Source organism: Rhizobium sp. J15 (genome assembly GCF_002531825.1).
Classification (GTDB): Bacteria; Pseudomonadota; Alphaproteobacteria; order Rhizobiales; family Rhizobiaceae; genus Rhizobium.
Genome location: NZ_NWSX01000072.1, coordinates 1 through 20,373, shown reverse-complemented (window position 1 = coordinate 20,373; position 20,373 = coordinate 1). Strand labels below are relative to the sequence as shown.

Here is a 20,373-nt window from a genome sequence, read left to right as displayed (position 1 = left end):
AAGATGCGCGGGCGGTTTTGGCTGGGAATTGCGTAAACAAAGACGGCAGTCTGACAAATCACCACGCTTACGGTTCTTGCCACATACGTTCCCCACCCGTCCTCGGGCTTGACCCGAGGACCCATGGCCGCAAGCACTGCGGTCAAACCCGAATGTGACGGAGGGTGATGGGACAGGAAGAAGGAACCTACCTTACGAACAGAGGGATCGCGGCATGTCCCTTCTCCCCTGGAGAAGGCGGCGGCAGCCGGTTAGGGCTGGTCGCCAACCTTTTCCTGACGTGTCAAAGCGCGGCCTTGACCTTCTCGGCGACGTCGGCCGGGACCCATTGCGACCAGATGCTTTCGTCCTGCTGGAGGAAGCGCTTGGCGCCGTCTTCGCCGGTGCCCTGGTTTTCCGTTTCCCAGGCCATGATCTTGCCGACCGTGTCGTTGCTCCAGCCGCGCTTGTTGAAATAGGCCATGACTTCGGGGCTGGTGCGGTCGGCGAATTTCTTGGTCAGCACCGTCATCACCTTGTCGACCGGCCAGTCGGCAACCTTCGGATCGGGGCAGGCGAGGTTGGTGATGCAGCGCTTCCATTCGACGGGATCGGCCGAACCGTTCTGCTTCAACATCACCAGCTGATATTTGCCGAGTAGTGCCGTCGGCGCCCAGTAATAGGTGATGAAGCCTTCCTTGCGCTCATAGGCCTTGCCGATGGCGCCATCGAGGCCGGCCGCCGAGCCCGGGTTCATCAGCGTGAAGCCCTTGTCGGCCGCATTGTATGCCTTGAACAGCTGCGTCGTCACGACGGTCGCGCCCCAGCCTTCGGCGCCGTTGAAGACCACGCCCTTGCTCGGGTCTTCCTGATCGGGGAAGAGTTCGGGATGGGCAAGCGCATCCTCGACGGTCTTGATCTCGGGATGGGCGTCGGCGACATATTTCGGGATCCACCAGCCCTGAATGCCGCCATCGGGAAGGGCCGGGGCGCCGAAGACGATCTTGCCTTCCTGGATGCCGCGCGGAACGATTTCCGGCAGGAGGTCGACCCAGGTTTCGGAGGAGACGTCAGGTTCGCTCTTTTCCACCATTGATGTCGTCGTCGGCACCGTGTCGCCGGGAACGGTCTCGACGTTGCAGCCGTAACCGTTCTCGAGGATGAACTTGTCGACGAAGGTCAGGACTTCGGCGCTCTGGGCATTGTGCACGGCCAGCACCACGTCGCCGCATTCGGCGGCGTGCGACAGCGATGCGCCGCCGGCAAGGCCGGCCAGCAGACATGTGGACGCAAGCAGTTTTTTCATTTTCGTTCCCTCTTTTTGCGGCGTCGGATAGGACAGGGCGCCGCGTCTCCTGTTTAGAAGTAGCTTGCCACCGGCTCTCCGAGCACTTCGAGGCGCGGCGCAATCCCAAGCCCGGGTGCGGTGGGCGCGGTGACGCGGCCGTTGCGCACAGTAAAATCGCCGTCGGCGGTCTTGATCGCGACGATGTCGCGGCATTCGAGCACGCAGCGCAGGTTCTTTTCCGGCACCGTCTGGCCGAGATGGACGATGGCGGCGAAGGCGATGTCCGAGCCCGTCGTTTCCTGGACGCTGACGGTGTAGCCGGCGGCGACCGAAATATCGCGATGGCGGCGGCCGCGGGTCAGGCCGCCATTCTTGGAGATCTTCAGGCCGATGCCTTCGGCGGCGTCGTCACCGATCAGCTGGGCAATCGCCGCGTCGTCCGTCGCCAATTCGTCGAAGATGATCGGAACATCCGTGCGCCGGCGCAGCGACATGCATTCGCGCCAGGTCGCGCAGGGGGCTTCGAGCACGAAATCGAGCCCGGCCGGCAAGAGCCGCAGCATGCGAAGCGCGGTTTCGACGGTCATGCCGCCATTGGCATCGACGATGAAGAATTCGCCGGGCCGCTTGTCGGCGAGCGAGGCGGCAATCCTGGCGGCGTCGACGGCCGGCTCGTCGCCGATTTTGACCGAATGGGCGATGTAACCCATCTGGCGATGCTCGGCGACACGCCGGCGCATATCGTCCGGATCGCCCATATAGATCGACGAGATCACCGGCATCTCGATGTCGGTGCGCCCGCCAAGCAGCTCGCAGACGGGCAGGCCGACCGATTTGCCGAAGAGATCCCAGCAGGCGACGTCCAGCGCCGTCTTGGCATGCAGATGCCCGACCAACGCCTGGTCCATGGCATCGTTGATGCGATCGACGCGGCGGGGATCGAGCCCGATCAGACCAGGCGCAATTTCCGCAATGCCGGCGCGCACGCCGAGCGCGTGCGAGGCGATATAGGTCGAGCCGAACGGAGTGCTCTCGCCCCAGCCCTCCAGCCCGTTCTGCGCCGTGATCCTGACGATCGTCGCATCAAAGCTTCGGTATTCGCGCCCGCCCGACAGCCGGTAGACGCCGCCCCGGTAGGGCAGATCGACCTTGAAGACATCGATTTTTTCGATTTTGAGTTCGCTCATGTTGGTTCTTCTATTCAGGGATGACGAGAACGAGCTTGCCGGCGATGCGCTTCGACAGGAAATCCCGCTGCGCCTCGACGATCTCGCTCAGGGGATAGGTCTTGCCGACGAGCGGCCTGATTTCGCCGCGCTCGACATAGGAGACGAGGTTTTCGAAAACGACATCCTCCTGGAAGGTGCAGCCGAAGAAAGTCAGGTCCTTGAGATAGAGCGTCCTGACGTCGAGCTCGACGATCGGCCCGGCGATGGCGCCGGCAACGGCGTATCGCCCGCCCTTCTTCAGGACATCGAGGAGCTCACCGAAGGACGGTCCGGCGGCGACATCGAGGACGACGTCGACCGTCTCCCGGCCGAGGTGGGCCGCGATGCTTTCGCCGCGCGCAAGCACCGTGTCGGCGCCGATCGCCAGCAATTGCTGGGCCTTGTCGGGGCTGGCGATCGCCGTGACGGTGGCGCCGCGGCGCTTCGCCAGCTGGATCGCCGCCGAGCCGACGCCGCCCGAGGCGCCGGCGATCAGGACGTGCTCGCCGGCGCCGACGGCTGCGCGGTGCAGCATGCCCTCGGCGGTGGAATAGGCGCAGGGCAGCGACGCCAGCTCGACATCGCTCCAGTCGCACTCGACCCTGTATGTCTCGCGCGCCGGCGCCACCGCATATTGGGCGAAGCCGCCGTCGCATTCCGAGCCGAAGGTCCAGCATTCGAAGGGGCGATAATCGACATGGGAGCGCAGCATATTGCGCACCAGCACCCGCTCGCCGATCCTGATGGGATCGACACCGTCGCCGACATCGACGATGCGCCCGCAGCAATCGGCCCCCTGGATGCGCGGAAAGGCCAAGGGCACGCCGGACCAGCTGGCGTCGGTGTCTTCTGCCGATTGGAAACCCGTCGCCCCGCCGCTTTCCGTGCCTGTTGTCACCGCCTTGGAGTACCAGCCGATGCGGGTATTGATGTCGGTGTTGTTGATGCCGGCCGCGGTAACGCGGATCAGCACCTCGCCGGCTTTGGCCCGGGGAAGCGGAATGTCCTCGCGATATTCGAGTTTCTCGAAGCCGCCGTGGCCGGTGAGGAGAACGCCCTTCATCCGCTCGGGCAGCCCTTGCGCGGCCGGTTTCGACCTTGTCGTCTCGATGTTCATGCTTGTTCGGGACCTCGAAAAATAGCGTCGCCCAACGCGCGGCCGGGCACCGGACGGGCGTCTTTTCCTCGCGACATGCTGTTTATGGGTCCCATGAAAACGGCAGGCAGGCCTTGAAGGCAAGACTCATAAAAATCCGGCATGCGTTGAGTTGAACTCAAGACAGGGCGGTTTGCTCGCGTTATCATGGCGGAAATATCAACCCGCGCCCCCAGGCGCTGAGATGGGGAGAGATTAATGGTCCGTCGTTTCTATGGCCTGCCGTCGCTGACCGCCCTTGCCACCTTCGAGGCCTCCGCCCGGCACGGCAATTTCACCCTGGCGGCGGCCGAGCTCAACGTCACCACAGGGGCCGTCAGCCGGCAGATAAAGTCGATCGAGCAGGAACTCGGCGTCGCCCTGTTCGTGCGCACCGGCAAGGGCGTGATGCTGACGGCGCCGGCCGAGGAACTGCACCGGGCGCTCGCCAGCGGCTTCTCCAGGGCCTCCGAGGTGGTCAATTCGATCAAGCAGGGAAACAGCGCCCGCAACGTCACCATTGCCTGCAGCGAAGTGTTCGGCTCGATGTGGCTCATTCCCCGCATGCCGGATTTCTGGCGGCGCTTCACCGACATCTCGGTCGATCACCTGATCGGCGACAACTTCAAGGTCTTCCGCCGATCGGAGCTGGAGCTGCGCATCCGCTACGGATCGGGCAAATGGATCGACGAGACGGCGGAATTGCTGTTCGACGATTGTCTCTATCCGGTCTGCAGCCCCGGTTTCGCCGAAAAACACGCGGGTGCTGCGGCCGCCGATCTTGCCGATCTGCCGCTGTTGAACGTCGAATGGGTCGAGCCCGGCTGGACCGGCTGGGAAGAGGTGCTGCTGCGTGCCGGCGTGCCCTATCGCGCCGTCAGCGGCAGGCGGTTCGGCAAGTTCAGCGTGGCGTTGCAGGCGGCAATGGCCGACCAGGGGCTGGTCGTCGGCTGGCACCGCCTGGTCGGGCCGCTCGTCGAAAAGGGAGATCTGGTGCGCTTCACCGACCTCGTCGTTCCCGATCCTGGCGCCTATTACCTCACCTGGAGCAGCCGCCGCACGCTTCCTCCGGCCGCCGTGGCGCTGCGCGACTGGATCAGGATGCTCGCCGAAGAAGAAAGAACAGCACCGACGCCCCGCAGCGCGGCAATATCCCGCAAACCGTCCTGATGGTCGCTTTCGTCCGATGCGCGGCCTGACCCGATAGCGCATCGCCTCGACAAAGGCGGCTGTCCTCGGGTGTCGACCCGAAAACGTCACAGCGCCACCCTCAACCTTCCTTATTCCTGTGACGAGTACAGGAATAAGGAAGGTTGAGGGTGGCAGCAGCCGGAAGGGGCCGGTCGCGGTCTCAGATACCCGTGTCCTCGGACGAACCGTCCGTTACTTCTGTTCCGGCGCCAGGAACTCCGCGCAATAGGACGGACCGTTGACGCCGGGAATGTCGGCGACGGTGCGGATGTCGCGGATCGTGTAGTCGGAATTGGTGGTGATTTCGGCCTGGCAGCGCAGATAGGCGGTGCGGGCGGCGGAGATCTGCTTGCCGCGCTTGCCATCGGCGCCTTCGGCATATTTCGCGGGAATGCGCACGGTCTTGTAGCCGCCGCGCCAAGTATAGATGGTGGACGAGCCTTCCTCGCGGTCGCTGATCGGCGGGCCGAAGGCGGCAAAGAAGATGCCGGCCGACTTGCCGACCCAGCGGGCCTCGATCGGATTGCCGGCGGAAGGAATGGTCGTGCATCCGGCAAGCGCAATTGCAAGCCCGGCCGCGGTCATAGTGCGGAGTTTCATCGTGTCGTCCCTGATCTCAAGCGCAGTGGCTGCGAAGCCGCCGTCGCGGCGGTTTCGCCTGTCCCGCCGAGCCCTTTAGCGCGGAACCCGGCAAAAGAAAATTGCCCGTTCGGCACTTCCGCTCAATTTGCTCCGGGTGTGTCTTTTTGCAGCAGCCGCTGCCCTTCGCGGCCTGTCACGCCCCTGTCAAAAATTCCGTCGACTTTTTGGAATTTGGTGCTTGTGCAACCAGATAGGCTGTTCTATAGAAGCGCCGCTGGTCACGGAGTGTAGCGCAGTCTGGTAGCGCACCACGTTCGGGACGTGGGGGTCGAGTGTTCGAATCACTCCACTCCGACCAGCTAGAAACCCCGCTTCGGCGGGGTTTTTCGTTTCCGCTGCAAATCGGCAGTGAAACGGGCTGGCATCGATGGCTTGATGCCGTTTCCCGGCGTTGAAGGCATCTTCTTCTTCGCCCGAACTGAAACACCGGGTCTTAAATTTTAGATATTGCTAACGAACAAATCGGCGGCCTGATGGTTCTCCTTCCAGGAGGAAATAGCCATGAAGACCATGAACAATCGCCAAGTTCGTATCCCCGGCCCACGTGAGCACGATGTTGCGGAGCATTGCCGCAAGTTCGGGATCGGTCCGGCGGAAGAGAAGAAGCTGAAGAAACTGCTGGGCCACCGGGCGCCGCTTCATGAGATCCAGGCCAATGCTCCGCCGCGGCAGCCAAGGTGGCGTTAGCCGCGCCGTCTACCGACGCCTCATCGCAGCGTGGAGATGCGGGCTGGAATATGCATCAGTGGCGTGGCTGACGCGACAGCATGAGAATGTAGTCGTCGGCGATATCGGCAACCACCATGGCTGCTTCCGCAGGCGAATATCCCTTGCTGACGGCATCGCTGACGATCTTCATCACGGCCGCTTCAAGCACTCCCCGGCAGTCGGAAAGAGTTTCGGCCTGCGGGCATTTAGCACGAAATTCCAAGACGTTGCTCATGGCATACCCTCCGTTTGAATTGCTGAGCCATGCGTATAAGCCCGCCTTTTCGGGGAAGGGCCGAGCCGTGGTCCCGGTGGCGTGTCGCTCTCGGGGACCAGAATGATTATCGCAAGGCTACGATGGCACAGGGGGCGCCGTATTCAAGCGGATGCTGATATTAAGGTAAGCCAGTAGGGTTAATTCACCCACAGATTGTGCATCGGCGTTTCGATGGGGCTGTCAGGCAACGGTGCAACGCCTGTTCCTCTGTCATTTTCCTGGACAGAAGCACGCTCTTTCTGCACCGAGGCTGGACATTCCACGCTCTGATGGCGGGCATAACATTAACGCTTGCCGTCGGCGGAAAGCCCGCTTCCGCAGGCTTTTCCTTATCCAGGATCACGCGGTCTAACGCGCGTCGCGATCTTTCAGATCCCTTACGCTCTAGCTTGCCGCGAACGGCACGGCGACAAAGGTCTTGTTGCCGTCGCGTTCGATGAGCAGCAGCACGGACTTGCGGCCGGCCTTGCCGGCTTCCGCAACCGCGGCCTTGACGTCGCGGGCGTTGTGGACCGATTTGTCGTTCACCGAGACGATGACGTCGCCCGACTGGATGCCGGCGGCAGCGGCCGCCTTATCGGGATTGACCTTGGCGACCACCGCGCCGCTGACGGAGCGCGGCAGGTCGAGCTGCTGGCGCACATCGGGCGTCAGGTCGGCGAGACCGATGCCGAGGCTCGGCTGGCCGGCGCCCTGGCTCTCGCTGCCGGAACTCTCGGCTGCTGCCTGTTTCTGGGTGTTCTCATTGCCGCCGACGGTGACGGCGAGATCGATCGTCTTGCCGTCGCGCCAGACACTGACGGATTCCTTGGCGCCCGGCGAAAGGTCGGCGACGAGGCGAGACAGGTCCTTCGGCGTCTTCACCGTTTCGCTGCCGACGGCGGTTATGATGTCGCCGGACTTCAGGCCGGCCCGTGCCGCCGCCGTATCGGCGGTGACGGCGGTAACCAGCGCGCCGCCGGTTTTGGCGAGGCCGACGGCATCGGCAACGTCCTTCGTCACAGGCTGGATTTGCACGCCGAGATAGCCGTGATCGATCGAGCCGTCCTTCTGCAGCTTGGCGACGATCGCTTTGGCCTCGTCGGAGGGGATGGCGAAGCCGACGCCGACGCTGCCGCCGTTCGGCGAGTAGATGGCGGTGTTGATGCCGACGACATTGCCCTGGCGATCGACCAGCGGTCCGCCTGAGTTGCCATGGTTGATCGGCGCGTCGATCTGAATGAAATCGTCATAGGGCCCGCTATGCAGGTCGCGGCCACGCGCTGAGACGATGCCGGCCGTCACCGTGGTGCCGATGCCGAAGGGGTTGCCGATCGCAAGGATCTGGTCTCCGAGCTTCAGCTTGTCGGAATCGCCCCAGGTGATGGTTTGAAGCGGCTTCGGCGCCTGGATCTTCAACACGGCGATGTCGGATTTCGGGTCGGTGCCGATGAGCTTGGCCGGAAGCTCCGTGCCGTCGTCGAGCGTCACCTTGATGTCGACGGCATTGTCGATGACATGATTGTTGGTGACGATCACCCCGTCGGAGCTGATGATGAAGCCGGAGCCGAGCGCCATCGCGTGCTCTGAACCTCGGTGTTGCGGCGCCGGGTGCGGCAGCGGGATGCCTTGGTCTTCGAAGAACTGGCGGAACTGTTCGTCCATCGGCGATTGCTGATCGGCGCTGACGTCGGTCGCCTTCATCGTCGTGGTGATGGTGACGACGGCAGGCTTGTCCGCGTCGACGATGGAGGCGAAGGAACCGCTGGCGGCAAGAATCCCGCCGGTATCCGAAGGTGCGGCAAAGGCGCTGGACGAGTTGACGGCGAAGGGCAGGCATGCCGCGCCGGCGATGACGGCGGCGCCGACAAGCGCTGCGGCGCGATGTTTGCTGAGAATATGTGACATGGTGAGGGTCCCTTGCGAGAGCGTTGGCTTTTGATGGCGTCGTGGTTCCATGTCATGGACCTGGCGTCGGATGGCGTATGGGCGCCAATTCCTCTTTTCGGAACGCGCTGTCGTCGAGGTGGTGTGGCGACGGGGAGGGAATAGAAGAATTCGCGCTGAAGATTCATATGATCCCGTCAGGATGATTTGCAAATTAAATATTGATCATGTTTATATTGCCGATTTGTAAGACATTACTGGAGTTTAATCTTTCTGCTCTGTGCTCCCGGTTCGGTGGTCGAGGTATGGAATTTCCGGCGCGGTTTGCGCCTGCATCGCGATCCCCGGCGATTTTCATCCAAAAATAAAACAGACTTACGCCGCGGGGCGGTGATCCGATCGTCCCAAGTCCGCGTAATTTTCCAACGAACGGAACGGCTGCTCTTGATGAAAGTTATATTTCGCGACGGCGGTGCGAATATAAAATGTTAGTAGACTCTAAATTATTTCTTCTTCAGAAAGTAAGGGACTGCGAATCGAGGGCAGGCGAGTCTCGCGGCGGCTTATGAGGCGTGATGGTAAAGGCAGGTGAGCCGGGGCGTAAGCCCAGGCGCGGGGCGCATGTGAAGCTCAGCGATGTGGCGAAGAAGGTGGGCGTCAGTCCCATCACTATTTCGCGCGCGCTTCGAAATCCTGAAATCGTTTCCGAGGATCTGCGCGAGGTGATCCTGCGCACGGTGGAAGAGATGGGTTATATCCCCAATCTCGCCGCCCGGGCACTTGCCGGCCGCCACAACGGCATCGTCGGCGTCATCACGCCCGCCTTGCACCAGTATGGCTTCACCGGCCTGATGGTCGGTATCGAGGACCGCTTTCGCAACACCGAGTTCACCGTGCAATATTCCAGTACGCTGCACCACGTCGAGGGAGAGGCCGGCCTGCTGAAATCCTTCCTGACGCAGAAGCCGGCGGGCGTCATCATCGCCGGCGCCGAATCCTATCGGAATCTTCTGTCGCTGATCGACAGCGCCGCCTGTCCCATCGCCCATATCACCGATCTCAGCCAGGAGCCGCAAAGCCTGGTCGTCGGCCTCGATCACTACACGGCAGGCGCCGAACCCACCCGTTTTCTGCTGTCGAGGGGCTATAGGAAGATCGCCTTCATGGGCCGCGGCGCCGATGTCCGCTCGCGGCGCCGCATTGAAGGCTATGAGGCTGTGATGCGGGAAGCCGGATGTTTCGATCCCGACCTCGTCATCGGCGGGGATGCCGCAAGCCGCACCGGCCTCGGCAGGGAGCTGTTCTCCCGCCTGTTGGAGCGTGTGCCCGAGATCGATGCCGTCTTTGCCCAGAGCGACGAACTGGCGCTTGGCGTCCTCATCGAATGCAAGGAGCGCGGCATCCGCGTGCCGGAGAATATCGGCATCTGCGGCTTCAACGATCTGGAATTCTCGCCCTTCGTCGAGCCGTCGCTGACATCGGTGCATATTCCGCGCTACGATATTGGCTACCGGGTCGCCGACATGCTGCTGCGCGCCATCCGCGAGGAGCCGCTGGACGAAGACAAGGCCGACTTGGGCTTTACCATTATTCCGCGGGGTTCGACGCGGTAATCGGCTCCGATCTCTTGAGTTGATGGCTGCCCTCGCGGCGCCCCCCCGCCTCGTGGCTGCGGCTGGCGAAGCGTTCGCTGGCCATGATCTGTTCGGCAAGATTGGCCGGCAGCGAAAGGATGGCTCGATCTCTGCTCATCCCATCACTTTTCGCAAAGCCGCCGGCCGCCGGAATATGGCTGATAGGTACAATCGGACGGCCGGAAGGAGCGGTAGCTGCGCGAGCAGGCTGTGATGTTGCAGGACTGGGATGCGCCTTGGCCATCGACGACTGCTTCCGACGATCGCACTCCGTTCAGCGTCGGTTCGCTCGTCGCCTCGCGCATGAAGTCCCGCCAAATATGCGCCGGCAGGGTGCCGCCCGTCACCCCCTTCATCGGCGCGTCGTCATCATTTCCAACCCAGACACCGACGACGAGCGTTTCCGTGAAGCCGACGAACCAGGCATCACGATTGTTCTGGCTCGTGCCGGTCTTGCCGGCCGCAAACGTGCCGGGATCTGCGCCGCGTCCGGTACCGTGCTCGACCACCAGTTGCAGCAGGCCGAGGAGATCGGACTGGTAAGGCGAAAGATCGACATTCGGCTTTGATTGTGAGCCAACGCGAAACGTCTTGGGCTGCCCCGCGGCTTGAAAGTCGATGATGCCCCAGGGTTTGACGGGGGCCTTGCCGAGTTGGACGGACGCATAGGCGCTGGTGAGGTTGAGCAGATTGACTTCGGATGTGCCAAGCGCCAAGGACGGCGTATTGGCCATGGGCGCATCGATGCCGAGTTCGCGCGCTGCGGCGATCACATTGTCGAGACCGACCTCTTCGGCAAGCGCCACTGACGCGGCATTGAGCGATCGCGCGAACGCCTCGGCAAGCGTTACCCAACCGCGATAATTGCCACCGGAATTTTCCGGCGACCAGCCGTTGATGTCAATTGGCGCGTCCAGAACCCGGTCGGACAAGGTGAGCCCAGCCTTCAAGGCTGCGTAATAGACGAACAGCTTGAAGGTGGAGCCCGGTTGGCGCATCGCAGTGACGGCGCGGTTGAACTGGCTTGCTTTGTAGTCGCGCCCGCCAACCATCGCAACGACCGCGCCGTCGGGCGTCATCGCAACCAAGGCGGCCTGCGATGCGCCGACCGTCTTTCCCTCACTGTCCAGGGCTCTTTTCACGACCCGTTCGGCGATCTGCTGCAACTGCGGCACCAGCGTGGTGCGCACCGAAGTCGAACCTGGCGAGGCGCCGGCGATTTCGCTTGCCTGCGGCGAAATCCAGTCGGCAAACCAGCTTCCGGAGCGCGGCGTGGGCGTCGTTGGGTGCAGCCTGGTAAAACTCGTCTTGGCCTCCGTCGCCTGCGGCGCGGTGATCTTGCCATTGGCCGCCATGGCGTCGAGAACGACCATGGTGCGCTGCCGGGCGCCTTCGAAATTGTCGATGGGATTCCATTGGCTCGGCGCCCGCAGCAATCCCGCCAGCATCGCCGACTCCGGCAGGTTGAGGGCGCCGATGTCCTTGTTGAAATAGATGCGCGCGGCGGCAGGCATGCCGGTGGCGCCGGCGCCAAGATAGACGCTGTTGAGATAGCGCGTCAGGATTTCCGCCTTGCCGAGCTTCCACTCCAGCCAGAACGCGATGACGACCTCCTGGATCTTTCGTTTGATCGTTCGGTCGCTGTCGAGGTATTGCAGCTTGATCAGTTGCTGGGTGATCGTGCTGCCGCCCTCCACCACCGAGCCAGCCTCCAGGTTCCGCAGAAACGCCCTGCCGATGCCCCTGGGGTCGATGCCGAAATGATCCATGAACCGGCGATCCTCGATGGAAAGGACAGCATCGATCAGATGCGGCGGAAACTGGTTGTATCGGGCATATGGCCCTTGATAGGGTCCCTGTCGTACCAGCGGCGCACCGTCGGCGGTTTCCAGCACGACGACCGGCTTCAACGTTCCATCCCGGATCTCGCTCCAGGGCACGTCTTTCAGTGCCCACACCAGCACGCTCCCGACGATGAGGCAGACAAGAAAGACGAACCCCAAAGCGAATTTCCGCCATCCGGCAATGAACGATGCGCTCTGTCGGCTTTTACTCGGGCTTGAGCACCGAACGCGAATACGGCGCGCCGCCCCGGCCAAAGCAGTCGTCATCCATGTCAGGGGAGCCGACGCCATTCCAGGCCGTATCGACCTCCTGAGCTTCGCTCCCCCAAACAATGCGGCCGTCTTGATCTTTGCCGCGGCAGAACTTGCCTGCACATCCTGGCGTATCGCGCGCAACAGAGTTCTGGCGGCCTGCCTGGTCTGGCCGAAGGAGCCATTCGGCGGCTGCGACCCGTCCCCTTGGGTGGTTTTCGGCGAAGCCGAGGCGGCTGCCGGCGCTGCCGAATCCGGGCTCTGATTGCGATCCGAACTCGAACTGCTAACACTTTCACCTGAGGATTCGGGAGAATTGGGCATCGATTACCGCTAAAAAGGCCACGCAGCATGAGCTTTATAGCCGGGTGATGTCGCGTGTTCTACCGCAAAAGCCCCGGCAGACTGCGTCCATGACAGTGAAGCTTAAAGTGCGATTTCGGAAGCGACCGACATCAATTCCTGGGAATTCGGTGCCTTGAATGTCTGGAGCCCGGCCTCCAGAACTTCAGTGAAGCTCCAGCGCACGATGCCTTCCCGGTCTATCAGGAACTGACCGACAAGCTGCCCGTGGTCGGCAGTCATCATCTGCTGATCGGCCTCCGTAATTTGATATCCTTCCTTCTCGTTCAGAAAATCGTCCATTGCCATCACGCTCATAGGCTCGGGCAACTCGCCCGGAAGATCGATCCGTATCGCCATGACCGCGTCGATCCCGACCTCCCGTAGGCCGAAGGCTTGGTGCGAAGCCCGTACCGGGTCGGAAGCGGCAAGAAGATCGGGTATCGGATGGTAACGGAAATAGAGCCGCGCGCGTTCGACCGGCGTGTTTACGACAGCCAGGGATTGGACGCCTTTCTCACGCAGCATCGGGTTGAGATATGCCATGGCCGCGACATGGCGCCGGCAGAACGGACAATGCAGGCCTCGAAACAAACCGATCAACAAGGGGCTGCGGCCACGAAAATCTTCAAGTGCGATCTTCCCCTCGCAGGAGATCGCATCGAACTCGACGTTCGGCACCCGGTCGCCCGGTTGTAGCGGATGGTCGACATAGCGCGTGGACATGGACAACCTCCTCGCTCGGGGATCAGTCGAGAAAAGGCGCCACGTCAGTGCTTCGAGGTCGAGATTGAGCGTTGCAGGCCTGACCTCTCGGCTTACCGCACCGCCAGGATCCGATCTAAAATGGGCTCATATTGGCCCGCGGACAAGCGGCAAACAGCGAATCGTGAATTGAAAAAGCCCGTTTTCTGCAAACTCTGATATTTTTGGGCGTGCGTAGGCCGGCACAGAAAGCTGAGCTGGGAGACCAGCCACACGGCACCCCGGGATGAGGGCGGAGAGAGGGCGCGGCATCCCTTTTCTCTACAGGCCGGGCGGTGTTGGCAGGCGGGTGAGGGGCTGGACCGATCTCTCGTGGCAACCCCTCAATCCCTATCAGATATCGCTTGCCGCGCTCGACCAGAGTTCGGCCGCTTCCGACGCCGTCATGCGACGTACCTCCGCCTCGTGGCGGCGGTTGGCGAAAAGCTCGCTCGCCATGATCTGTTCGGCGAGATCGGCCGGTAGCGAGAGGATCACACGGGCATCGCTGCCGTGCAGGCCGCTGACATCGGCGCGCTTGCCGGTCACCATGCCGCCGGCGATGGTGTTGTTCGTCTCAGGATCGATCAGGATGAAGGAGCCGGTGGCGCGGTTCTGCTCGTAAGGGTCGAAGATCGCGGCTTCGTCGAAGACGAGGCGCACCTTGCCGATGGCGTTCATATAGAGCCGCTGGGCCGCGTTCCACGAGCCGGTCTTCAGCTCGAGCTGGCTGACGGGCTCTACCTGAACGCGCTGGCGGCGCGAACCGCTCTTCAGCCAGTAACGCTTGCCGCCTTCGATGCCTTCCGGCTGCAGGGCGACGACCTGCGCGTCGAAGGCGAGGCCGGTCTGCGGCTGGCTGTCGATCGAAACGATCATGTCGCCGCGCGCCACATCCACCTGGCGGTCGAGCACGAGCGTGATCGCATCGCCTGCAACGGCGGCATTGCGCACCAGGTCGAAGGTGACGATCTTGGTGACGTTGGCGACCATGCCCGACGGCAGGATCATGACGCTGTCGCCGGGCTTCACCGAGCCGCCGGCAACCGTGCCCTGATAGCCGCGGAAGCTTTCGCCGGGACGCGAGACGCGCTGGACGGAGAGGCGGAAGCCGGTCGTCTGGCCGGAGCGGACGGTCGCATGCTCGAGCGTTTCGACCAGCGTCGGGCCGTTATACCAGGGCATGGCGCCTTGGCCGGAATAGACGACGTTTTCGCCCTTCAGCGCCGACATCGGGATCGCGGTGATCTGCTTGACGCCGAGCGACAGCGCGAATTCCTTGAACTCGTGGGTGATCTTGTCGAAGCCGGCCCGGTCGTAGTTCGTCAGGTCGATCTTGTTGACGGCGAGCACGAACTGCTTGATCCCGAGCAGAGAAGCGATCGTCGCATGACGGCGCGTCTGCTCGAGGATGCCGGCGCGGGCATCGACCAGGAGCACGGCGAGATCGGCAGTGGAAGCGCCGGTCGCCATGTTGCGGGTATACTGCTCGTGGCCGGGCGTGTCGGCGACGATGAAGGAGCGCTTGTCGGTCGAGAAGTAGCGATAGGCGACATCGATGGTGATGCCCTGTTCGCGCTCGGCCTGCAGGCCGTCGAGCAGCAGTGCGAAGTCGGGAAGGCCGAGATCGTTCTGCTTGCCGGTGGAATCGCGGCGAAGCGTCGCCGCCTGGTCTTCCTTGACTGCCTTGGTGTCCCAGAGCAGGCGGCCGATCAGCGTGGACTTGCCGTCATCGACGCTGCCGCAGGTGATGAGGCGCAACGGGCGCGAGTCGCGCTGGGCCTTCAGAGGCTCGGCGGCGGGCACGGCGACGACGTTTGCGGGAACGGCTGCGGTCATCTCAGAAATATCCTTCACGCTTCTTCTTTTCCATGGAACCGGACTGGTCGCGGTCGATGGCGCGGCCCTGGCGCTCGGAAACCGTAGCGATTTCCAGCTCCGCGATGATGTCTTCAAGGGTGGTGGCGGTCGAGCGGATGGCGCCCGTCAGCGGGAAGCAGCCGAGCGTGCGGAAGCGGATGAAATCTTCCTGCTTGGTTTCGCCGGGCAGCAGCTCGAGGCGCGGATCGGAGGCGGCGATCATCATGCCGTCGCGCTCGACATAGGGGCGCTTGGCCGCGAAATAGAGCGGCACGATCGGGATCTCTTCGGCCTGGATGTAGCGCCAGATATCGACTTCGGTCCAGTTCGACAGCGGGAAGACGCGCACGCTTTCGCCCTTGCGGATCTGGCCGTTATAGACGTTCCACAGCTCGGGGCGCTGGTTGCGCGGATCCCAGCGATGGTCGGGCGTGCGGAAGGAATAGATGCGTTCCTTGGCGCGGGAGGCTTCCTCGTCGCGCCGCGCGCCGCCGAAGGCCGCGTCGTACTGGCCGGCATCGAGCGCATTGCGCAGCGCTTCCGTCTTCATGATGTCGGTGTAGCGGGCCGAGCCGTAGGTGAACGGCGTGATGTTTTCGGCCGCGCCGCGCGGATTGATGTGCTCGATCAGATCGAGATCGTATTTCTTCACGATCTCGTCGCGGAAGGTGATCATTTCCGCGAACTTCCAGCCGGTGTTGACGTGCAGCAGCGGGAAGGGCACGCGGCCGGGATAGAAGGCCTTGCGCGCAAGATGCAGCAGCACGGAGGAATCCTTGCCGATCGAATAGAGCATCACGGGACGCTCGAATTCGGCGGCAACTTCGCGGAAGATGTGGATCGCTTCGTTTTCCAGCGCCTTCAGATGCGGGTCGAGCGGCGGCTTGGCGCTCTGCGGATTGGTCAGTTCCGTATCCTGACGGGTATCGGGCATTTCAAACTCCAGACGTGTCATTGCTGTGCGGCGACTGCCGCGGCCTCTTCGGCGACATGCAGGCCGCATTCGCGCTTTTCGTCCTGCTCCCACCACCAGCGGCCGGCGCGTTCGGGCTCGCCCGGCTTGATGGCGCGCGTGCAGGGCTCGCAGCCGATCGAGGGGTAGCCACGGGCGTGCAGCGGGTTGATCGGGACGCCGTTGTCGGCGACGAAGGCATTGATCCTGTCGATGTCCCAGTCGGCGAGCGGGTTGATCTTCAGAAGGTGGCGCTCGGCGTCATATTCGGCGAAAGGCGTCTCGGCGCGATTGGCCGACTGGCCGCGGCGCAGCCCGGTGATCCAGATCGTCGCACCCGTCAGTGCTCGCGCAAGCGGCTTCAGCTTGCGCACGCCACAACAGGCATGCCTGGCTTCGACGCTCTCGTAGAAGCCGTTCATGCCGTATTTCGCCGCATAGGCATCGATGTCGGCCTGCTCCGGCTCGTAGCGGATGATATGGATGTCGTACTGGCTTTCCGTCTCATCGATCAGCGAAAGCGTCTCGGGAAACAGCCGGCCGGTCTGCAGCGTGGCGACATCGATCGGCAGGCGGTGCGTGCCGATCTCGGCGGTGATGACCTGGTCTTCGATGCCGAGAGAGGTGGTGAACACCACGCGGCCGCCGAGGCCCGCAACCAGCGACAGACGTCCGGCGAGGTCGAGGCCCGCCAGCTTGTCGTTCAGCGCCTCGGCTTCTGCAATTGGATTTGTAACAGTCATGAGAATCCTGTCCTTAGTTGACGGGAGTATCGCAGCTCGAGCATGGATCGGACAGAAAAAGGGATTTCGAAAGCTGCGGCCGCAAGAGCAAATATCTCTCCGAAGCTGCCGCAATGCAGAAAAGCAGCCGCCCGCGGACAAAATCCGCGGCAGCCGCCTTAATGTCTACAGAAATAGTAGAGTTACACGCAGCCTGTCAATCGGAAATCTGAATTGATGCCGAAAAACGTGCAGACCGCCCGGTTTTGGCATAAATTACTTGAGTTTGGCCAAGAGCGAAAAACAAGGCCAAAAACGCTTGTCTCTCAAGGCTTTCTCCGGCGCGTTCAAATTCCGTTCATGCTGGCTGTGCAATAGAGACGGAAGTATTCCTGAAGTGGTGCGAAGATTCGTGCCGCCTGTGTGTGTTGATGGTCTGAGATGATTACGCAAAAGGCGAAATATGCGCTGCGTGCGCTCACGGTCTTGGCTGATGCCGATGCCGACGAACCGGTGATGATTTCCGATATCGCGGCGCAGCAGAAGATCCCGAAGAAGTTTCTCGAACAGATCCTCCTCGACCTGAAACATCACGGCATCGTCGTCAGCCGTCGCGGCAAGCAGGGGGGATATCTTCTCCTCAAGCCGGCCGATGCCATCACCTTCGGCGAAATCCTGCGCATCATCGACGGCCCGATCGCTCCGCTTCCCTGCCTGTCGATCACCGCCTATCGAAAATGCGACGATTGCGACGGCGAGCAGAGCTGCCAGATCCGCCACGTCTTCGCCAAGGTGGCCGACGCCACCCGCAAGGTGTTGTTCTCGACGACCATCGCCGACGCCGCCCAGCCGGCCCGCACCGCCGAGGTCACGCGGCTGCTGGCCTGAGCAACAGCCGCGCACCCTTTTCCCTTCAAGATTTGGTGAAACGCCTTTTCTTGGCCTTATGATGCTCCACCTGCCTGTCCATTCGGGCAGGGAGAACATCGATGTCTACACGTTCAACGAAACGTATCTTCGCGGCGGTCGGGATGACGGTTGCGCTTGCGACGGGTGCGGCCGCTCATCACGGCTGGTCGTGGGCCGAGGCGGATCAGATCGAGCTTCGCGGCACCATCCAGACCATATCGATGGGCGGGCCGCATCCCACACTCGATGTCGCGACCGCAGATGACGGCGTGTGGCGGGTCGAACTCGGCAATCCGCGCCAGACGGAGCGCTCCGGTTTCGTCGAAGGTGTCGCAAAACCTGGCGACCAGGTCGTGGCGCTCGGAAACCGTTCGCAGGATCCGAAGGAGAAGCGGATGAAGGCCGTGCGCATCACCATCGGCGAGAAACGCTACGACATCTATCCGGACCGCATCCGCACGAACTGACCGGCCGATATGGACGCTCTCGAATGGCTGCAGGCCACGACACTTGCGGTCGCGCTCCGCCGCTCCGCGACGCTCTACATGTTCGTCAATGCCGCGCATATTCTGGCGATCGGCCTTCTCGTCGGCGCCATTCTGCCGCTCGATCTCAGGCTTGCCGGCGTCTTCCGCAAGGTGCCGGTTGAAATCATCGCTCCGTTCCTGTCCCGCGCCGCCGGCATCGGTCTCGCCGCGGCCATTTTGACGGGCTTCTGCCTCTTCAGCGTGCGAGCGGTGGAATATGCGGGAAATCCGGCATTCCTCGCCAAGCTTGGCCTGATCGGACTGGGGCTGCTCAACCTATTGACGGTTCACCTCGGGCGCGGCTGGAAAACGGCGATCTCGATCGGAATCGTCCGCCCGGGCCTGCGTTTCTCCGCGGCACTGTCGGCGGCGATCTGGATCGCCGCCGTGGTCGCCGGACGCTGGATCGGGTTTCTCTGAAGCTCCGATCGCCTGATCTTATCGATCGCTGACCGCCGCGCGCGGATTGATCCACGGTTCCTGGTTCGAGCGCGCCAGCGGCTGTTTGCCCAGAATATGGTCGGCCGCTTTCTCGCCCGTCATGATAGACGGGCCGTTCAGATTGCCGTAGGTGACATGCGGGAAGATCGAGCTGTCGGCGACGCGCAAGGCCTCGACGCCGATCACGCGCGTCTGTGGATCGACCACCGCCATCGGATCGTCCTTGGCGCCCATCTTGCAGGTGCCGCAGGGGTGATAGGCGCTTTCCAGATGCTCGCGCAGGAAGGCGTCGATCTGTTCGTCGCTTCGCACGCCTTCTCCCGGCTGGATTTCCGGTCCGCGATAATTGTCGAAGGCGCTCTGCCCGAAGATCTCGCGGGTCAGCCGCACGCAATGGCGGAACTTCTCCCAGTCCTCCGGATGGCTCATATAGTTGAAGCGCAGCACCGGATCGGCCTTGGGATCGGGTGAGCGTAGCGTCACGCTGCCGCGCGATTTTGACAAGTTGTAGCCGACATGCACCTGGAAGCCGTGGCTTTTGGCGGCCGCCTTGCCGTCATAGCTGATCGCCACCGGCAGGAAATGATACTGGATATCGGGCTGCTTCAGCCCCGGTGCCGAGCGCAGGAAAGCGCAGGCCTCGAATTGGTTGGAGGCGCCGAGCCCACCCTTGGAGAGCAGCCATTGCGCGCCCGCCACCCCCTGCCAGAACCAGGGCAGCCAGGAATAGAGCGACACCGGCTTGGTGCTCACCTGCTGGAAGTAAAATTCCATATGGTCCTGTAAGTTGGCGCCGACGCCAGGCCGGTCGGCCTTCACCTCGATGCCCATCTCCTTGAGATGTTCGGCCGGGCCGATGCCCGACAGCATCAAAAGCTTCGGCGAATTGAACGAGGAGGCCGCGACGATCACCTCGCGATTGGCCTTGACCACCTCCGCCTTGCCGCCGCGCTCGATTTCGACGCCGGTCGCCCGGCCGTTCTCGATCACGATCTTGCGCGCCAGGCCGTAGAGGATTTCGACATTTTGCCGCTTCAGCGCCGGCTTCAGATAGGCGTTGGCGGCAGACCAGCGGCGGCCGGCAAAGATGGTCTGCTCCATCAGCCCGAAGCCTTCCTGCTTGCTGCCGTTATAATCCTCCGTGGTCTCGAAGCCCGCCTGTTTGCCGGCCTCGACGAAGGCGCGAAACAGCGGATTGGTGAAGCCGCCGCGCTGGACATGCAGCGGCCCGTTCGTGCCGCGCCAGCCTTCCTCGCCGCCATGCGAATGCTCCATCCGCTTGAAGTAGGGGAGAACGTCGGCATAGGCCCAGCCGCTGGCTCCGAGCTCCTCCCAGCGGTTGAAGTCCTCCGCATGGCCGCGCACATAGACCATGCCGTTGATCGAGGAAGAGCCGCCGATCACCTTGCCGCGCGGCGCGGTGATGCGCCGGTTGTTGAGGTTCGCCTCCGGCTCGGAGAGGTAACCCCAGTTATAGCGCTTCATGCTCATCGGCCAGGCAAGTGCTGCCGGCATCTGGATGAACGGCCCGAAGTCGCTGCCGCCCGCCTCGATGACGATGACGGTATTCTTGCCGTCTTCGGAGAGGCGATAGGCGAGGGCGGAGCCGGCGGAGCCCGAGCCGATGATGACGAAATCTGCTTGTTGCATGTCGTTCCCTTAGATTCTTTTGCAACGGTCCCGAAGACCGGGCATTAAGACCCCGCCCCAAACCCCTCCCCACAAGGGGGAGGGGCTTAACTTGCGGCACTGCCTCACCCCAAAATCAACGCCGCAAACGGTGCCATCGAAGGAGGGCAACACCGATGCCGCGGGCTAGCCCCTCCCCCTTGTGGGGAGGGGTTGGGGAGGG

20 protein-coding genes and 1 tRNA gene are annotated in these 20,373 nt (G+C 62.6%); 8 read left to right on the top strand and 13 right to left on the bottom strand.

Annotated features, from left to right (window positions below; translation table 11 throughout):
• Positions 1–283: 283 nt before the first annotated feature.
• Genes CO670_RS31270 through CO670_RS31260 form a run of 3 tightly spaced genes read right to left on the bottom strand, consistent with a single transcriptional unit; the run spans position 284 to position 3,592 of the window.
• Positions 284–1,285 (bottom strand): glycine betaine ABC transporter substrate-binding protein, encoded by a 1,002-nt coding sequence (locus CO670_RS31270; RefSeq protein ID WP_097593881.1) that lies wholly within the window; start codon positions 1,283–1,285, stop codon positions 284–286.
• A 53-nt stretch (positions 1,286–1,338) separates the two neighbouring features.
• Positions 1,339–2,454, bottom strand: a complete 1,116-nt coding sequence (locus tag CO670_RS31265) for a mandelate racemase/muconate lactonizing enzyme family protein (protein WP_097593880.1) — start codon at positions 2,452–2,454, stop codon at positions 1,339–1,341.
• Positions 2,455–2,464: 10 nt separating this feature from the next.
• Entirely contained in the window at positions 2,465–3,592 is a 1,128-nt protein-coding gene (locus CO670_RS31260) for an alcohol dehydrogenase family protein (RefSeq protein ID WP_097593879.1), read from the bottom strand.
• A gap of 237 nt (positions 3,593–3,829) precedes the next feature.
• On the opposite strand from CO670_RS31260, the gene CO670_RS31255 reads away from it, so the two are divergent.
• A complete protein-coding gene (locus tag CO670_RS31255; protein WP_097593878.1) occupies positions 3,830–4,780 on the top strand; it encodes a LysR substrate-binding domain-containing protein in 951 nt (316 codons plus the stop codon).
• A 213-nt stretch (positions 4,781–4,993) separates the two neighbouring features.
• On the opposite strand, the gene CO670_RS31250 is transcribed toward CO670_RS31255, so the two are convergent.
• Positions 4,994–5,401, bottom strand: a complete 408-nt coding sequence (locus CO670_RS31250; RefSeq protein WP_097593876.1) for a hypothetical protein — start codon at positions 5,399–5,401, stop codon at positions 4,994–4,996.
• 263 nt (positions 5,402–5,664) lie between these two features.
• Here CO670_RS31250 and CO670_RS31245 point away from each other — a divergent pair.
• Both CO670_RS31245 and CO670_RS31240 read left to right on the top strand, forming a co-directional pair.
• A tRNA-Pro gene (locus tag CO670_RS31245) sits at positions 5,665–5,741 on the top strand.
• 203 nt (positions 5,742–5,944) lie between these two features.
• Positions 5,945–6,130, top strand: coding sequence for a hypothetical protein (locus tag CO670_RS31240; RefSeq protein ID WP_088678387.1), 186 nt, complete (start codon positions 5,945–5,947; stop codon positions 6,128–6,130).
• Positions 6,131–6,185: 55 nt separating this feature from the next.
• On the opposite strand, the gene CO670_RS31235 is transcribed toward CO670_RS31240, so the two are convergent.
• Together CO670_RS31235 and CO670_RS31230 are read right to left on the bottom strand one after the other, a co-directional pair.
• Positions 6,186–6,386: a hypothetical protein gene (locus CO670_RS31235; protein WP_097593875.1), complete on the bottom strand. Its 201-nt coding sequence runs from the start codon at positions 6,384–6,386 to the stop codon at positions 6,186–6,188.
• Positions 6,387–6,812: 426 nt separating this feature from the next.
• Positions 6,813–8,315 (bottom strand): DegQ family serine endoprotease, encoded by a 1,503-nt coding sequence (locus CO670_RS31230; protein WP_097593874.1) that lies wholly within the window; start codon positions 8,313–8,315, stop codon positions 6,813–6,815.
• Between the two features lie 554 nt (positions 8,316–8,869).
• Here CO670_RS31230 and CO670_RS31225 point away from each other — a divergent pair.
• Positions 8,870–9,907: a LacI family DNA-binding transcriptional regulator gene (locus CO670_RS31225; RefSeq protein ID WP_097593872.1), complete on the top strand. Its 1,038-nt coding sequence runs from the start codon at positions 8,870–8,872 to the stop codon at positions 9,905–9,907.
• Here the strand turns inward: CO670_RS31225 and CO670_RS33190 are convergent.
• Together CO670_RS33190 and CO670_RS31220 are read right to left on the bottom strand one after the other, a co-directional pair.
• Positions 9,882–10,046 (bottom strand): hypothetical protein, encoded by a 165-nt coding sequence (locus tag CO670_RS33190; RefSeq protein ID WP_176539068.1) that lies wholly within the window; start codon positions 10,044–10,046, stop codon positions 9,882–9,884. The two genes, CO670_RS31225 and CO670_RS33190, sit on opposite strands and share 26 nt — an antisense overlap.
• 4 nt (positions 10,047–10,050) lie before the next feature.
• On the bottom strand, positions 10,051–11,931 hold the full coding sequence (locus tag CO670_RS31220) for a PBP1A family penicillin-binding protein (protein ID WP_245426153.1): 1,881 nt from the start codon (positions 11,929–11,931) through the stop codon (positions 10,051–10,053).
• Between CO670_RS31220 and CO670_RS33575 the strand changes: the two genes are divergently transcribed.
• Positions 11,903–12,289, top strand: coding sequence for a hypothetical protein (locus tag CO670_RS33575; RefSeq protein WP_245426146.1), 387 nt, complete (start codon positions 11,903–11,905; stop codon positions 12,287–12,289). The two genes, CO670_RS31220 and CO670_RS33575, sit on opposite strands and share 29 nt — an antisense overlap.
• Positions 12,290–12,450: 161 nt before the next feature.
• Here CO670_RS33575 and CO670_RS31215 read toward each other — a convergent pair whose 3' ends face one another.
• The 4 genes from CO670_RS31215 to CO670_RS31200 form a co-directional block, all read right to left on the bottom strand.
• On the bottom strand, positions 12,451–13,092 hold the full coding sequence (locus tag CO670_RS31215) for a redoxin domain-containing protein (protein WP_097593869.1): 642 nt from the start codon (positions 13,090–13,092) through the stop codon (positions 12,451–12,453).
• Between the two features lie 372 nt (positions 13,093–13,464).
• Positions 13,465–14,949 (bottom strand): sulfate adenylyltransferase subunit CysN, encoded by a 1,485-nt coding sequence (gene cysN, locus CO670_RS31210; protein WP_097593867.1) that lies wholly within the window; start codon positions 14,947–14,949, stop codon positions 13,465–13,467.
• Position 14,950: 1 nt separating this feature from the next.
• Entirely contained in the window at positions 14,951–15,904 is a 954-nt protein-coding gene (gene cysD, locus CO670_RS31205) for a sulfate adenylyltransferase subunit CysD (RefSeq protein ID WP_097593883.1), read from the bottom strand.
• Positions 15,905–15,921: 17 nt separating this feature from the next.
• The gene (locus CO670_RS31200; RefSeq protein WP_097593866.1) at positions 15,922–16,665 is read right to left on the bottom strand and encodes a phosphoadenylyl-sulfate reductase; all 744 of its coding nucleotides are present in this window, start codon (positions 16,663–16,665) and stop codon (positions 15,922–15,924) included.
• A 420-nt stretch (positions 16,666–17,085) separates the two neighbouring features.
• Here CO670_RS31200 and CO670_RS31195 point away from each other — a divergent pair, with 420 nt between their 5' ends.
• The 3 genes from CO670_RS31195 to CO670_RS31185 all read left to right on the top strand — a co-directional run bounded on the left by CO670_RS31195 (position 17,086) and on the right by CO670_RS31185 (position 18,500).
• Positions 17,086–17,532, top strand: a complete 447-nt coding sequence (locus tag CO670_RS31195) for an Rrf2 family transcriptional regulator (RefSeq protein ID WP_097593864.1) — start codon at positions 17,086–17,088, stop codon at positions 17,530–17,532.
• Positions 17,533–17,633: 101 nt separating this feature from the next.
• Complete coding sequence (locus CO670_RS31190; RefSeq protein ID WP_097593862.1) at positions 17,634–18,020, top strand: DUF6152 family protein; 387 nt, start codon at positions 17,634–17,636, stop codon at positions 18,018–18,020.
• 9 nt (positions 18,021–18,029) lie between these two features.
• Complete coding sequence (locus tag CO670_RS31185; protein ID WP_097593861.1) at positions 18,030–18,500, top strand: DUF6644 family protein; 471 nt, start codon at positions 18,030–18,032, stop codon at positions 18,498–18,500.
• 18 nt (positions 18,501–18,518) lie between these two features.
• Here CO670_RS31185 and betA read toward each other — a convergent pair whose 3' ends face one another.
• Positions 18,519–20,171: a choline dehydrogenase gene (gene betA, locus CO670_RS31180; RefSeq protein ID WP_097593859.1), complete on the bottom strand. Its 1,653-nt coding sequence runs from the start codon at positions 20,169–20,171 to the stop codon at positions 18,519–18,521.
• Between the last annotated feature and the right edge of the window lie 202 nt (positions 20,172–20,373).